A 14,836-nucleotide genomic window follows, 5' to 3' on the forward strand; every position below is an offset into this window, starting at 1 on the left:
TGGGGCCGGAGGGCCTGCGGGCCGGGCTCGGTCAGCCGTTCGGCGTAGCGGTCAGACGCCCCCACAGCGCGTCGTCCTGCCGGAAGAGGCGGTCCTTGACCTGGGTGGGGCGGATGCCGGAGGCGACCGCCGCGTGCCAGTCGCGGTCGAAGGCCTCGGCGTCGAGGAGGCGCAGGGACGGGGCGGCCAGGCGGCCGGCCGCGCGGGCGGCGGCGTATCCGGCGGACTCGGCGGACAGGGCGCCGTCCAGGGCGGCCGTGAAGCGCTCGGCGTCGGCCGGCCGCCAGGGGGTGCGCGGGGAGACGGCGAAGACGTAGTGCGGGGTGCCGCCGGCCGACGGCTCGACCCGGCAGGCGGCGTTCCGCAGAGCGAGCCCGCCGGGGCGGAGGGCGGTGTGCAGGGCGCGGACGACCTCGGCGTCGCGCAGGCGCTCACCGGCGGCGTCGGAGCGGCCGCCGCGGCCGGCGTACTCGACCCGGGGGACCCCGCCGGCGGTGTCCACGACGCGGACCACGTCGCCGACCGCGTACCGGTACAGGCCGCCGACATGGCTGAACACCACGTGGTAGTCGCGGCCGGCTTCGAGCTCTTCCGGCAGCAGGGTGTCGCTGTCGGGGCGCAGGTCCTCCTCCGCGGGCACGAACTCGTACACCGAGGCGGAGGCGACGAGGCTGCCGGCCGACGGGTGCCGGTCCAGCGCCACGCCGACCGGGCCCTCGGAGGCGGCGACCGGAGCGGGCAGGACGGCGACGTCCGCGCCGAACTCCCCGCTCAGGGCGGGCAGGTAGAGGGAGGCCACCCCGGTCGTCCAGCAGAACAGCGCCCGCATCCGCGGCCACACCTGCGCGGGCCGCACCCCGCCGGAGGAGTCGGCGAGCCGCTCCAGCTCGGCGGCGCGCGCCGGGTCGGGCCGGCCGTGGGGCAGTCCGCCGAGGGTGCCGTCGCGGACCTCCTTCACGATGCGCGGCCACCACAGGTTCAGCTGGTACGGGACGGCGGCGACCATCGCCGGATTGATGCCGATCATGCAGCGCAAATCGGCCTGGACGGCGAGCCGTAGCCGCAGGTAGGCCCGCTCCAGGTGGTCGGCGGGGTCGGTGGGGACGGGGAGCGCCGCCCAGGGCGCGCCGGTGCCGGGTTCGGCGGAGAGGGGTTCGCCGAACCGGGCGCCGAAGTCGACCTGGCTGGCGCCGACGTGGGGCCGGCCGTCGGCCGTGGTGGGCGGGGCGGTGAGCGGGTCGTGCTTGAGGTTCAGGACGGCGTCGGGCCGCTCCAGCACCTCGGGGAAGTGCTCTACGAGGGGGGCCCAGGCCGCGTAGTAGAACGGCATGAAGGTCGTCTTCATGAAGCGGGGCGTGACGGGGACCTTCTTGTGCGCTCCCGTGCTGCCGCTGCTGGTGAAGTACACGGCGGGGGTGTCGGCGGACAGCAGGTTCCGCTCGCCGGCGGCCGTCCGCTCGATCAGCGGCGCATGGTCGGCGTAGTCGCGGACGGGGACGGCGGAGCGGAAGTCCTCCATCGTCAGGACGCGGCCCAGGCCGTGCGCCCGGCCGAACGCCGTGGAGGCGTTGAAGCCGACGAGGTCGGTCAGGACGCGCTGCTGCGCCTCCGGGAGGTCGGTGTGGTCCCGGGTGAGCCGGGTGCGGGCGGCGAAGACGCGCTCGCGGTAGCGGGCCGCGTGGCCCGGGGCGTGCCAGACGGAGGAAACGTTCATGCGGCCAGTACCTCCAGCACGGCCCTCGCCGCGCGGTCGGGGTCGGACTGCTCGGCGAGCACGGTCACCGGCACGTCGCGGACCTCCTCGAGCAGGATCTTCCGCAGGTTCTTCTGGTAGCGCTCGAAGTCCGCCCAGTGGCCGTCCCGGCCCTCGTACTCCAGGGCGTTGAGCCGGGCCCCGTCCGCCCTGCGGTGCCAGGCCGTCTCGGGGGAGACGTCGAGGAACACCACCCGGGCGGGCTGGGGGAAGGAGCGCCACCAGGAGTACAGGCGGCTGTCGCGGACGCCCGCCATCCGGCACTTCGCGAGGATCTTGTAGTAGTACGAGTCCACGAGCACCGGGACGCGCGGGTCCGGGCCGTCCAGCTGGTCCCTGAGGTGGACCACGGCCGTCTGCAGCACGCTCGCCATGAAGTCGGCGGAGTACGCGGTGCCCAGGCCCGGCAGGAGGTGCTCGTGCACGTCCTGCCGCAGCCGGTTGACCAGGTCGTGCTCGGGGGCGACGAACGCGCTGTCCGTCGACACCAGCCGCCAGTCGGGCAGCTGCGCCGCGAGGCGCCGCATGACCGACGACTTGCCGGCGCCGTCGGGCCCCAGCAGCACGTGGAAGTGCGGTCCGCTCATCGGGCGGCGGCCGTCGTCTCGGCGCGCAGGGCAAGGCGTTCGCGCAGCTCGGGGTCGTCGCCGACGGCGACGGGGTGCCCGACGAGCTCCAGCATGGGCAGGTCCGAGACGTGGTCCCCGTACGCCCAGCAGTCCCGCGGGTCGGTGTCGGGGCGGGAGGACAGGTGGGCCCGTACGGCCTCCCGCTTGCCCTCGCCGATGACCGGCACGGCGACCTCGCCCGTGTACGTCCCGCTGTCGGCCAGCGGGCGCGTGCACAGGATCGCATCGGCGCCGATCTCGCGGGCGAGCGGTTCCAGGAGGGGCGGGAAGGAGCCGGAGACCAGGACGACGGACGCGCCGGCCGCCCGGTGGCGGTGCAGGGCCTCGCGCGTGGAGTCGATCCAGAACCCCCGGGTGGAGGCGGCGCGTTCGGTGAACCAGTCGTCCGCCAGGGCGGTGACCGCCGCGACGTCCTCGCCGGCGTAGTGCCGGTAGTAGGCGCGGTTGATCTCCTCGCGTGGCACGCCGTCGGCGGCGCGCCGGCGGAGCACGGCCATGATCCGCTCGTACTCCTCCTCGCCGGCCGCGCCGTGCAGGCGCACCAGCCGGTAGTGGAGGAAGTCGAACATGCTCTTGACGGTGATCAGCGTCTCGTCGACGTCGCTGAAGACGGTGTAGGTCCTGCTTGTGTCTGACATGGGTTTGGCTCCTTGCGGGGGCGGTCGGCGGCCCGCCGTGCGTACGGGCCGCCACTTCAGGTGCAGCTGTCCGCCGTGGTCACGGCGCGCCCACCCCGGACCGCACCGGGGCGGTGGCCGCCGCCTCCGCCGTCGCCAGGGCCACGCCGTCCTGGAGGGAGCGCTGCGCCGCCCGCGTCTCCTTGGCGTGGGAGACCTGCGTGTCGAAGGCGGTGAAGCGGACGTCCATGCCCGCGGTCTCCGATCCGCCCTGCGTCACGGACAGTTCGCAGTGGAACGTGGTCCGCGTGTGGTGCGGCGAGCGGTGGGACAGCACGTGGCACCGCACCACCGCGGGCAGCGGGAAGAGGAAGTTGCGGTACCGGGTGGAGAAGGAGTCGATCACGAAGTATCTGCTCCCCACGGCCTCCGTCGGCAGGTAGAACTGCTCGGCGACCGCGATGAACATCTGCCGCGCCGCCTCCGTGGCCAGCATCCCCTGCATGTGCTGGCCGGTGACGTGGTCGGACATGACCTCGTTGCCGGCGTCCACGAGCAGGTCGGCCTCGTACCAGTCGGTGCCGACGGGCCGCGGGTCTGAGATCAGCACGTTCTCCGGGCGGTGCTTGTGCGCGATCTCCCGCCCGGCGCGGGTGTGCAGGGCCTGGTCGTCGATGGCGACCCGGTCCCCGAGCCCGCGGCGGTCCAGGGTGTCGCGGATGAACCCGACGTCGAACAGGGAGACCCCCTGCCCGAGGGTGATCCGCACGGGGCCGCTGCCGGCGTCGTCCGGGAACGCCCCGCTCTTGATGCGCTTGGCGAGCTGGGAGACCGTGAACACGCCTTCGTGGTGCGCGAACTCGGCGAACACGTCGCCCACGAGGAAGAGCGCGCCCGGCTTGGCCTCGACGGCCTGGGATGTTTCCTGGGTCATGGCTGGTGACCTTTCCCGTTGTCCTGGGTGGATGTCTGGCGCGCGGCCCCCCGGCGGTCGTCGCCCGGTCCGCCGGGGGCTCATCGCGTCATTCGGTGGTGCGCCGGCTCAGTTCGGGGAACTTCGGGTCGCTGCCCAGTGCGCCGCCCTCCGCCCAGCGGTTGCGCGGCACCTCCTGGATGTAGACGGTGATCTTGTCCAGCGGTGCTCCCGTGACGCGCCGGACGGTCCGGGTGAGCTCCTCCAGGAGCTCCTGGGACTGGGCGTCGTCCTGGCCGTCCCAGGTGGTGACGGAGATGATGGGCATGGGACCCCTTCCGGGTTCAGGTGGTTCTGCTCTGCCGCGTCGGGCCGGTCAGGTCTGCGGAGCGGCGGTGGTCCGCAGGTCCAGGAAGGACGGGCCGCGCAGTTTGAGGTGGGCGTGGATGTCCCCGCCGAGGCCGAACTCGCCGATGGCGCCGCCGTAGCTGCGCTGGTAGCTCATCCACAGCACGACCACGTTGATGATCCGGTTGGCGTCCGGGAGGCCCGGGTCGGGGAACGGGTTCGGCAGGGTGGCGTGGTAGCTGCCGGTGCCGTCGGCGTCGGTGGTGAACACGTTGGGCACGCCGAGCGGGCCCGGACGGGTGGGGCCCGCGGGGTCGAGGTCGCGCGCCCGCAGCGACATCACCGTGTAGACGCTGTTCGGTACGAGCCGGGAGAACCGGAAGTCGAAGGTCCCGGCGTGGCCGTCGGCGGTGACGGCGACCTCCAGCGTGCCGCTCGCCCGCATCCACTCCCCGAACGTCACCGGCTCGGTGACCTTGGGGCCGTCCTCGGCCCGCAGGTCGGGGATCGGCACCTCGTGGAAGGCGTGGCTGGGGCGGACGACCCGGTCGGCACCGGGCAGCTGCTCGGGCGCGAACACCATCGGGTAGTTGTTGCACGGCAGGGGCAGCGGCAGCGTGTGCAGGACGACGTCCCGGTCTGCGCCGTCCGGGTCGGTGTCCAGCTCGCGTACGACCTCGTACGGGGCCAGTCGGCCGAACTCCGGGACGGGGCTGGCGGGCGAGACGACCGCCGCGCCCCACTCGGGTGCGGTCCCGCCCCCGGGCGCGGGGCGGTTGACCATGCCCACCACCAGGAAGTTCCCGTCGCCGTCCATGACCTCGCTCGGCGGGTACAGCGGGCCCTGCGTGGTCAGGGAGAGCTCGTGGACCTCCCTGCGGTGCGGGGTGGCGGCCCCTGCGGGGGCGGCCGCCGTCGCGGTGTCAGACATCGGCGCGCTTGTAGACGCGGGTGTAGAGGCCGCTCTCGCCGCCGACGATGTAGCGGTCGCCGGCCTGCTGGACGATCTCCTGGTACTCGGGCGAGGTGAAGACCGCCTGGTACTGCTCCGGTGCGCACTCGAAGCCGGACACGAACATCACGCCGGGCTCGCTGCTGAGCAGCGAGTGGTACGCCAGGAACGCCTTCACCTCGTCGGCCCGCCGGACGACGTTGAAGATCGTGTTCTCGCGCCACTCGCGGTACGCCGCGTACTCGCGGGGCTTGACCTCGATGTGGCGCAGCTGGACGTACGGGGTCGCCGGGACGGGATCGGCGACGTCCTTCGGGGCCTCGATGAAGTCGAGGAGCTGGCGGCGGAAGTCGGTGGCCAGGTCCTCGGAGACGAGGTCCCACAGCTCGTGCCAGCGGGCGTTGAGGGCGGCGACCTCGGACACCTCCGCGACGGGGGTGATCTCCAGGAGGTTGTCGTCGTCCAGGCTGCGGTAGAGGGCGCGGCCGGCGATCGGCTCCTTCTGGTTGAACTGCTGCCACTGCTCCAGGACGTGGTCCGCCTTGCCGGGGGCCGCGGCGACTTCGTTCAGGACGAGCAGGGTGGAGGACATGCGGGTGTTCCTTTCGGACGGTGCGGTAAGGGCGGTGGGTGGTCCGGCGGGTGACGGTGCGGGGTGGGGCCCGCTCCTGGGGATCCGTGCCGAACCGGTGTGGGGGGATGCGAGGGGCCGGGGATCGGGAAGGCCCCGGGGCGCGGACCCGTCGGGCCCGCGGAGTGGGGGGTGCGAGGCGTTCGAGGGGCGGGCGTCAGGCGACGGGGACGCCCTTGGAGGCGATCACCGCGGCGGCTTCCGCGACGGTCTGCTCCGGGACGAGCTCGCCCATCTCGATCTCCACGCCGAAGGACAGCTGCAGGCGCAGCGCCAGCTCCTCCAGCAGCAGCGAGTCGATCTCCATGGCCTCGAACGTGGTGTCGGGCGTGACGCCCGCCGTCGAGACCTCCAGCTCACCGAGGACGGTGACGACCCGGCTGACGATCGAATTCTCCATTACATTCCTCCGTGAATCAAGGGGGAACGCCGAAATCCCGGGGCCTGTGAGCCCGTTGGGAACGGCATGCCGCCGTTGCGAGAAAGAATGGAACCGGTGAATTCAGGGGATCGAATCCTCCGCGTCCCAACGCATTCATCATGGGATCCGCGAACGTGCGGAGGAAGTGTCTCCCGATCATGGTGGTGCGAACACCACCTGTGGGAAAACCGGTTGCGCCGGGCCCCGTACGGCATCCGGCCGGACGGCGTGCCGTGTGCCGGCCGGGGCCGCCGGACGGCTCAGGCCGCCTCGGCCCCGAACCCGGCCGGCTCGGCCCGGCGGCCGACCCGCTCCGCCCCGGACTGGGCGATGTACAAGGTCAGGAGGGATTCGGGGCTCTCCGGCACCCGCATCACCACCCGGTCGAAGACCGTCACCCCGGCCTGCGGCAGCGCGATCCTGCGCAGCCCCTGATTGGGTCCGACCACCTCGTGACAGTCCCACAGTTCCGCGAAATGCGGACTCATCTCGCTGAGCCGGTCCGCAATACGGCCGAATTCCGGGTCCTGCGGGAAGCGGGCCGACTGCGCCCGGAACTGCGCGACGAGACCCCGCCCCACCTCCTCCGTGTCCGGGTATTTCTCACGGGTCGCCGACTCGGTGAAGAACTTCACGACGCAGTTGTGCCCGCGCGTGCCGATGTGGAAAAGGGAGCGCGCCGAGCGGCTGGCGAGTTCGACGCGCCCGTACCGGTCGGTGATGTACGCCGGATTCGGCGACCAGCCCTCGACGAGCGCCCGCATCCGCGCGTGTCCGCCGTCCTGGCCCCGGTCCGGTGTGCGCGGGGGCGGGTTGTGGCCGGCCAGCCGGTGGAAGTAGTCGCGCTCGCAGTCCTCCAGCCGCAGGGCGTTGCTGACCGCGTTCACGATGCCTTCGGAGACGTTGATGTCCCGGCCCTGTTCGAGCCAGGTGTACCAGGACACCCCTACCCCGGCGAGGGCCGCCACCTCCTCGCGCCGCAGGCCGGGGGTCCTCCGGCGGTCGAAGTTCACCAGCCCGACCTCTTCCGGCGTGATCTGCTCCCGGCGGGCCCGCAGGAAGTGCCGCAGCCTCGCTCGCCGCAGCAGTCCGGATGCCGGTGCGGATGCAGCTGTCTGCATGTATCGACTTCTTTCCTTCTACACAGGACTTCGGTGACGGATGGCGGTGGGCGGACGGCGGGTGCCGGGGGGAGCAAGCGGGGGATGCGGGGCGTGCGGCCCCGGCTGTCGGCCCCACCGCTGGTGGTGGCACCAACCGGTTCGACAGACACTCCCTCCCGCCGGCACCCGGCATCACACTGGCGGCATGTTCCACACAGCGGAGAACATCCCGGCAGCCACGGCGGCGGGTACGGCGGAGCGCGTCCCGAGGAGGAACAGGACCGCTCGGCTCCGCCTGTTCTGCTTCCACCACGCGGGCGGCAGCCCCTGGTCGTTCGCAGGCTGGGGGCAGCACCTCGGCCGCGGCGTCGAGGTGGTTCCGGTGTCCATGCCCCCGAGGTCGTCGGCCCCGGGGGGCGTCCCCGGCGCCGTCAGCACGATGGACGCCCTCGTACGCGAGGTGACACGTCAGCTGACTCCCTTCCTCGACGGGCCGTACGCCTTCTACGGGCACAGCATGGGATCGCTGGTCGCCCACGGCGCGGCACAGAGGATCGTCGCCGCAGGGCGGCGCCCACCTGCGTCTTTCGTGGCCGGTGCCCACCGCGCGCCGCACCTTCAGGCTGCGCCCGGCCCAACCGTAGGACTGTCCGATAGTGCGTCCCTCGAGCTGTTGTTGGGTCTCGGTGGAGCCGGTCGGCTGCTCCGCGAGAGCCCCGCGCGCATGCGGTCCGTGGTGCACCGGCTGCGCGAGGACCTCCGCGTCGCCGCCACCCACCGGCATCCGGTTGCCGGCCACCGGCCGCTGCCCTGCCCGGTCCACGCCATGCTCGGCGACCGGGACCCGCTGGTCCCGACCGCGGACGCCGAGGCATGGCGACTCCACACGAGCGGGCCGTTCTCGTTCCGCGTGCTGCCCGGCGGGCACTTCTTCCACCGCGAGGACAAGGGCCGCTTCTTCGCCGAGTTGGAGGACGTCCTGTGGGACGGCGTACGCTGACGCTCATTCATGGAACCGGTGGGAATCCCGAATTGGCGGCAACCGGCGGGCCCGGCGGTGTATGCGCCTGTGTGGCCCGAACCGCGCGCAGTGTGATTCTCGCCGCTGACAGTGCGTGTCGGTGTGACCTACCTTCGGTCGGTATGGACGCCACGCCCCCCGGGACCGAGACGAAGAAGAAGCGGCGCACCCAGCTGGCGCACTTCCTGCGCACCCGCCGAGCCGCACTCTCCCCCGAGGACGTGGGCCTGGCGGCTGCCGGCAGGCGCGCCAGGGTCGGCCTGCGGCGCGAGGAGGTCGCGGTCCTGGCCGGAGTCAGCGCGTCCTGGTACGCCTGGCTGGAGCAGGGCCGGCCCATCAAGGTGTCGGACGGCATCCTGGACGCGATCAGCTCCGCCCTGCGGCTCGACGAGCTCGAACGGGTCCACCTGTACCGCCTCGCGGACGCCAACCCGCCCGTCCCCCTGCGGCCCGCCGACACCGCCGACCCGGAGGTCTTCCAGCGGATGGTCGACACCCAGCTGTCGGGGCCCTCCTGCGTCATCGACCGCTACTGGGACGTCGTCGCCGCCAACCGCCAGGCCGCCGACCTGCTGCGCCTGACCCGCGACGGCAACGGCAACTTCCTCACCAGCCTGTTCACCGGCACCCACGGCACCCGCTGCCTGAACCGGCCGGAACTGGCACGGCGGATGGCCGCCCGGTTCCGCCTGCAGGCCTCGTACGGGCCCGACGACCCGCGCTACGAGCAGATCGCCGACGGCCTGGCAGCCGCCGACCCCTTCTTCGCCGACCTGTGGGACCGCCACGAGGTCGAGGCGTTCGGCCCGGCCGCCGTCGAGGTCGACGACCCGCAGGCCGGGCACCTCTCCTTCGTGCTGTTCACCATGGACCTGGACGACGCCGCCAGCCATCGCCTCCTCGTGTACCTGCCTCCCGGCATCGCCGGCCCCGCGCCGGTCTGGCCGTAGCACCCTGTCCCGCCCACCCGAAGCCCCCGGCCCGCGGCCGGGGGCTTTTCGCGTGCGCGCCGCAGGGAGGGTGGTGTTCCGCCGCCGGGAGGGTGGTGTTCCCGCCACCACCGCCCGTACCCACAGTGCCCGTACGGTCTGGAACGCGCCCGGCCGGCGGCGGAGAATCGACGTACGCATCCGGGACGGCGCGCCGTACGCGCCGTCCGTGCCGGGTCGCGCCCGCCGGCCGTGCACCACGGCCCGCCGGCGACGCCGTTTCGCGTCCGCCCCTCTTGCCCGGGCGGAGCGCGGCCCCTTTCCACCGTGCCCGGTAGCGGCATTCCGCACCGGCGACCAGGGAGGCCACCTTGACCTACGTGTTGCCCCAAGCGCACCCGTCCGCAGCGCCGGAGGTGGCGGCATGACCCGGGCAGCCGTCCTCACCGGCCTCGGGACGTACGTCCCGCCCCGCGTGGTGACCAACGACGACCTCTCCCGCACCATGGACACCACCGACGAGTGGATCCGCACCCGTACGGGCATCACCCGGCGCCACTGGGCCGACCCCGGCACCGCCACCGGCGACCTCGCGGTCGAGGCGGGCGCGCGGGCCCTGAAGTCGGCCGGGTCCGCCGACGTCGACCTGGTGGTCCTGGCGACGACGACCCCCGACCACCCGTGCCCGGCGACCGCCCCCGACGTCGCCGCCCGGCTGGGACTGGGGAACGTGGCCGCCTACGACATCGCCGCCGTGTGCAGCGGGTTCGTCTACGCCCTCGCTGCCGCGGCCGGTGCCATCGCCTCCGGCACCGCCGAACGCGTCCTCGTCATCGGCGCGGAGACGTACTCCACCATCCTCGACCCGGCCGACCGCACCACCTCGGTCATCTTCGGCGACGGCGCCGGGGCCGTGGTGCTGCGGGCCGGCGACCCGGACGAGCCGGGGGCGCTGCTGGGGTACGACCTCGGCAGCGACGGCTCGCTGAAGGACCTCATCATGGTCCCCGGCGGCGGTTCCCGGCAGCGCTCCGAGGCGGCGGGCGAGGCCGCCGACGGCGCCGGCTCCTCCGCCGGCGGGCGCCCTGCCGACAGCTACTTCACGATGCAGGGCAAGCACGTCTTCCGGCACGCGGTCACCCGCATGGCGGCCTCGTCCAAGGAGATGCTCCGGCGTGCGGGATGGGAGCCGGCGTCGGTGGACTGGTTCGTCGGCCACCAGGCCAACGTACGCATCCTGCACGCCGTCGCCGACCAGCTCGGGATGGACCGCGGGCGCACCGTCGTCAACCTGGACCGCGTCGGCAACACCTCCGCCGCCTCCATCCCCCTCGCCCTCGCCGACGCGATCGCAGGCGGGCAGGTCGGCCCGGGCGACCGCGTGCTGATGAGCGCCTTCGGCGGCGGCGTGACGTGGGGCTCGACGGCCCTGGTCTGGCCGGACGTCACCCCCCACTGAAAGCCCAGCCCACAAGTCGGCCGCCGGTCACAGACGACCGGCGGCCGACGGCCGTCTGCACGGACCGGCGGCCACAGACACCGCAACCTCACACCCCAGGCCCCACGGGCCGCACGCGAAACAGGAGTTGCAAGCATGGCCCCCACCACCGGATCGGCCCGCCCCATGACCATCGGCATCCTGGGCGCGGGCAACATAGGGCGCCCGCTCGGCCGGCACTGGCTCGCCGCCGGGCACACGGTGACCTTCGGCTCCCGAGACCCGGGCCGGCTCGGCCCGTTCGTCGAACTGCTCGGCGACCGGGCCCGCGCGGCGACGTACGCGGGGGCCGTCGAGGCCAGTGACGTCGTCCTGCTGTCCGTCCCGCACCCGGCGCTCGGCGGACTTCTGGAGCAGCTGGCGGGCCGGCTCGCCGGGAAGACCGTCATCGACGCGACCAGCCCGATCGGCGTCTCGGAGGAGGGGCTCTTCGTCTCGCAGCTCCGCCCGGGCACCACCCAGGGCAGCTGGACCGCCGAGCGGCTCCCGCACAGCTCGGTCGCCCGCGCCTTCACGCACTTCCCCGACGAACTCCTGTGGTCGCGGGGCACCCAGCAGCGGCACTTCTGGGGCATGGGCATCGCCTCCGGCGACCCGCAGGCCCGCCGGGTGGCGGAGGCCCTGGTCCACGACGCCGGCTTCGTCCCCGTCCACCTCGGCGATCTGGAGGCGTCCGCCGCCGTGGACCCGGGCGGCAGGCTCTTCGGGTACGTCTCCACCGCCGCGGGCCTGCGCGCGGCGGTCGGACTGGCCGGCTGACCGCGGGCCCGTACGGTGCGCGCGGCGTACGTGAGCACCCGCAGCCGGGAACGACGTACGGCCCGTCCCCCCTTCGGGGACGGGCCGTACGGTCGGCGGCTGCGCCTACCTCTCGCCCGCGCCCTGAGTGGCGAGGGAGAGGGGCTCGGGGGTGGGGCGCACGGCCGCCGGCTTCTTCCGCGGGTTCGACCAGCGGCGCGTGATCGGCCGCTCCACCAGGGCGTACAGCGCCCAGGAGGCCAGGATTCCGGCGGCGATGAACAGCACGGCGAGGGCGACCGCCTCGGGCACCGAGTAGGCCTTGCTGCCGAGCAGCTTCCACAGGCCGACCATCACCGTGTAGTGGACCAGGTAGAAGGCGAACGAGATGTCGCCGAGCCAGACCATCACGCGGTTCCGGAAGAGCGTGAACCGGCCCTCGGCGTCCGCGATGGCACCGGCGGCGATCAGCAGGGCGGCCGGGATGACGCAGACGGCGCGCGTCGAGTAGATGGGCGGGAGGAAGTAGCCGACGGCGTAGCTCGCGGCCAGCAGGACGCCGGACCACACCATGCCGATGTTGCGCCAGCGCCCCGCCATCACCGAGCGGGCGACGAGGATGCCGAGGGCGAAGTCCAGCACGCGGGGCAGCGGCAGGATGTAGGAGACGAAGTACTGGTTCACCGACGTGTCGGGCTCGGTGTCCATCATCGCCGTGCCGGCCGGGACCAGCAGCTCCGACAGGAACGGCGTCGCGATGATCCCGGCGGCCACGGCGGCGGCCCACAGGTTCAGCCGGTGCGCCGGGATCTTGCGGATCCAGTGGATCAGGACGGGGAAGAGGAGGTAGAAGACGGCCTCCACGCCCAGCGACCAGCCGGCAGGGTTCACACCGAAGTTGATCGCGAAGTCCGGATACCAGACCTGGACCATGAAGAAGTTGAGCAGCCCGATGGTCGTGTCCGTGATCGGCGCGGCGAACACCAGCATGGCGAGCGCCCAGACGAGCACGTAGTTCGGGACGATCTTGAGGAACCGGCGGCGCCAGAAGCGCGGTGCGGTGTCCGTCTCCCGGGCCGACCAGGTCAGTACGAAGCCGCTCAGCACGAAGAAGAACGTGACGCCGAGGGCGCCGGCGTGGGCGACCGCGTCGTAGTAGGAGACCGCGGCCGAGCTGCTGCTGAGCCAGGGCACGCCGAGGAAGGCCAGGAGCGCCGCGTGGTAGAGGAACACCACGAAGGCCGCGGGGAAGCGGAGGCCGGTCAGCGTGTCGAGGCGGATCACCCGGGCACGTCCGGGCGCCGCAGGCCCGGCGGGCGGGGACGTGCTGCCCGCCGTCTCGAGCTCCGTCACACGCATGCTGTCCGTCGACACGTTTCTGCTCCTTCAGAAGAGGGGGATCCGCGAACTGAGTGGTGCCACGAGTGCGGCGGTGGCGGACTTCCGGCGACGGTGCCGGACACGCCGGGGCTCTGATCCGAGAGGGGGGAACGGGCCGGACGAGAGGCCGGGGAAGGGGGCCGGGAGGATCGCTCCACGGCTGCGCACCACGGGTGGCGACCCGGCGGCATCGGATGCCTGAAAGCTACCGGAATCACCGCCACCGTGCCGGGGTCGGTTCATCCGGGTGGTGCCACCACCACCGTCACGGGAGGCCGACACGGCAGCACACGCACGGGTTTCGGCCGGGCGGCGCAGCGAACCGGCCACCGACAGGTGCTCCCACCACCACGATCAGGAAGCACTTCATCCGCCCGCTGCGGGCGCCGCACAATGCGTCAGCGAACCTCATCGGCGCGAGCTGAACGGGCACCGGCATCCGCGCACATCCCCGCGCTCCGGGCCGCCTCGAACACGACGCCTCCCGCCACCCCCACCGCCGTACCACCGACCCGGGAGCCACCATGTCCCACAGTGCCACCAGCCCGCGCACCGACCACCTCGGAGGCGGGGACCCCGCCGCCGGAGCCCTCGCCACCGCCCCGCCGCCCGGCCGCGCCGACGCGGCCGCCCCGGCCCCCGAGGCCCCACCGGGCTCCGCATGGCGCGGCTGGCTGGCCGTGATCGGGCTGGCCCTCGGCGTGTTCTCGTTCGTCACCACCGAGACCCTCCCCATCGGCCTGCTCCCGTCCATCGCCGAGGGCACCTCGGTCTCCCTCGGCTCCGCGGGCTTCCTGGTGACCGGCTTCGCCGCCATCGCCGCCGTGACCGCGGCGCCCCTCACGGCGCTGACCGGGCGCATGGACCGCAAGTGGCTGCTCGTCACCCTCATGGCCTTCTACATCGCCGGCAACCTCATGGCCGCCGTCGTCTCCAGCTACGCCCTGCTCCTGACCGCGCGCATCATCGTCGCCCTCGCGCACGGCGTGTTCTGGTCCATCGCCATCGCCGTCGCCGTCCGGCTCGTCCCCGAACGGCACGCCGTGAAGGCCACCTCCGTCGTCCTCGGAGGCATCTCCCTCGCCTCCGTCGCCGGCACCCCGCTGGGCACCGCCGTCGGCCAGTCCGCCGGCTGGCACACCGCGTTCGTCTGCGTCGGCCTCCTCGGCTTCCTCGTGCTCGCCGCGAGCCTGCTCTTCATGCCGGCCCTCCCGGCCAAGGGCCGCGGCGACCTGAAGGCGCTCGTCCACGTGCTGCGGCACCGGGCGCTGCGCGTCGCCGTCGGCGTCACCGCGCTCATCATGAGCGGCCACTTCCTCGCCTTCACGTACGTCGCCCCGTACCTGGAGGAGGTCACCGGCATCCGCCCGTCCCTCGTCGGCGCGCTGCTGCTCGTCTTCGGCGCGGCCGGCCTCGTCGGGAACTTCGCGGCCGGCGCGGTCGTGGGCCGGGCCCTGCGCACCAGCCTGATCGCCAGCACCGGCCTGATGGCGCTCATCATGGCGGTCATGTACGCGGGCGGCGCCAGCGGCCCGCTGGTCATCGCGATGCTCGTCTGCTGGGGCATCGTCTACGCGGCGCTGCCGGTGGCGCTGCAGACGTGGGTGATGCGCCTGGTCCCCGAGGAGAGCGAGGCCGCCTCCTCCCTGTACGTCGCCGCGTTCAACGGGGCGATCGGCATCGGCTCCTTCATCGGCGGCCTGGTCATCGACGCCTCCGGCCCGCGGCCGGCGATGCTCGCCGCCGGCGCCTTCGCGCTCGCCGCGATGCTCGTGACCTTCTTCTTCGGCCGGAAGAGCGGCGGAGCCTCCGCCCGCTCCTGACCCCGGTGTGCCGCGGGCCGCGGCGCCGCAGCCGGCCGTGCCGACGGGCGCCGGCCCCGCAGCGGCGCCGCGGCCGCCGC

Annotated in this window: 15 protein-coding genes; 5 read left to right on the top strand and 10 right to left on the bottom strand. The window is 73.1% G+C overall.

The genetic code is table 11. From position 1 onward, the window contains the following. Positions 1-31: 31 nt before the first annotated feature. The 9 genes from IE170_RS21775 to IE170_RS21815 form a co-directional block, all read right to left on the bottom strand. The gene (locus IE170_RS21775) at positions 32-1,714 is read right to left on the bottom strand and encodes a GH3 family acyl-acid amido synthetase (RefSeq protein WP_189811121.1); all 1,683 of its coding nucleotides are present in this window, start codon (positions 1,712-1,714) and stop codon (positions 32-34) included. Continuing rightward, complete coding sequence (locus IE170_RS21780; protein ID WP_189811122.1) at positions 1,711-2,340, bottom strand: nucleoside/nucleotide kinase family protein; 630 nt, start codon at positions 2,338-2,340, stop codon at positions 1,711-1,713. The genes IE170_RS21775 and IE170_RS21780 overlap by 4 nt, the downstream gene beginning before the upstream one ends. Continuing rightward, entirely contained in the window at positions 2,337-3,020 is a 684-nt protein-coding gene (locus IE170_RS21785; RefSeq protein WP_189811123.1) for an HAD family hydrolase, read from the bottom strand. Before IE170_RS21785 ends, IE170_RS21780 begins: the two co-directional genes overlap by 4 nt. A 79-nt stretch (positions 3,021-3,099) precedes the next feature. Further along, positions 3,100-3,933: an AfsA-related hotdog domain-containing protein gene (locus tag IE170_RS21790; protein WP_189811124.1), complete on the bottom strand. Its 834-nt coding sequence runs from the start codon at positions 3,931-3,933 to the stop codon at positions 3,100-3,102. Between the two features lie 88 nt (positions 3,934-4,021). After that, entirely contained in the window at positions 4,022-4,240 is a 219-nt protein-coding gene (locus tag IE170_RS21795; RefSeq protein ID WP_125542910.1) for a tautomerase family protein, read from the bottom strand. 48 nt (positions 4,241-4,288) lie between these two features. Beyond that, positions 4,289-5,191 (bottom strand): hypothetical protein, encoded by a 903-nt coding sequence (locus tag IE170_RS21800; RefSeq protein WP_189811125.1) that lies wholly within the window; start codon positions 5,189-5,191, stop codon positions 4,289-4,291. Further along, positions 5,184-5,804 carry a hypothetical protein gene (locus tag IE170_RS21805; RefSeq protein ID WP_189811126.1) on the bottom strand — a complete coding sequence of 207 codons (621 nt, stop codon included), beginning with the start codon at positions 5,802-5,804 and terminating at the stop codon, positions 5,184-5,186. The genes IE170_RS21800 and IE170_RS21805 overlap by 8 nt, the downstream gene beginning before the upstream one ends. Before the next feature lie 196 nt (positions 5,805-6,000). Continuing rightward, positions 6,001-6,243: a phosphopantetheine-binding protein gene (locus tag IE170_RS21810; protein WP_114054533.1), complete on the bottom strand. Its 243-nt coding sequence runs from the start codon at positions 6,241-6,243 to the stop codon at positions 6,001-6,003. A 281-nt stretch (positions 6,244-6,524) separates the two neighbouring features. Then, positions 6,525-7,385, bottom strand: coding sequence for a helix-turn-helix transcriptional regulator (locus IE170_RS21815; RefSeq protein ID WP_189811127.1), 861 nt, complete (start codon positions 7,383-7,385; stop codon positions 6,525-6,527). Positions 7,386-7,572: 187 nt separating this feature from the next. Between IE170_RS21815 and IE170_RS21820 the strand changes: the two genes are divergently transcribed. From IE170_RS21820 to IE170_RS21835, 4 genes are all read left to right on the top strand, one after another. Continuing rightward, a complete protein-coding gene (locus IE170_RS21820) occupies positions 7,573-8,367 on the top strand; it encodes a thioesterase II family protein (RefSeq protein ID WP_189811128.1) in 795 nt (264 codons plus the stop codon). Positions 8,368-8,510: 143 nt separating this feature from the next. After that, positions 8,511-9,338, top strand: a complete 828-nt coding sequence (locus tag IE170_RS21825) for a helix-turn-helix transcriptional regulator (protein ID WP_189811129.1) — start codon at positions 8,511-8,513, stop codon at positions 9,336-9,338. 403 nt (positions 9,339-9,741) lie between these two features. Beyond that, positions 9,742-10,776 (top strand): beta-ketoacyl-ACP synthase III, encoded by a 1,035-nt coding sequence (locus tag IE170_RS21830; protein WP_189811130.1) that lies wholly within the window; start codon positions 9,742-9,744, stop codon positions 10,774-10,776. A 135-nt stretch (positions 10,777-10,911) separates the two neighbouring features. Next, a complete protein-coding gene (locus tag IE170_RS21835) occupies positions 10,912-11,574 on the top strand; it encodes an NADPH-dependent F420 reductase (protein ID WP_189811131.1) in 663 nt (220 codons plus the stop codon). Between the two features lie 105 nt (positions 11,575-11,679). Here IE170_RS21835 and IE170_RS21840 read toward each other — a convergent pair whose 3' ends face one another. Further along, positions 11,680-12,927 carry an acyltransferase family protein gene (locus tag IE170_RS21840; protein WP_229885047.1) on the bottom strand — a complete coding sequence of 416 codons (1,248 nt, stop codon included), beginning with the start codon at positions 12,925-12,927 and terminating at the stop codon, positions 11,680-11,682. 530 nt (positions 12,928-13,457) lie between these two features. Here IE170_RS21840 and IE170_RS21845 point away from each other — a divergent pair. After that, positions 13,458-14,756, top strand: a complete 1,299-nt coding sequence (locus IE170_RS21845; protein WP_189811132.1) for an MFS transporter — start codon at positions 13,458-13,460, stop codon at positions 14,754-14,756. The last annotated feature ends 80 nt before the right edge of the window (positions 14,757-14,836 follow it).

This window comes from Streptomyces toxytricini, from assembly GCF_014649915.1.
Classification (GTDB): domain Bacteria; phylum Actinomycetota; class Actinomycetes; order Streptomycetales; family Streptomycetaceae; genus Streptomyces; species Streptomyces toxytricini.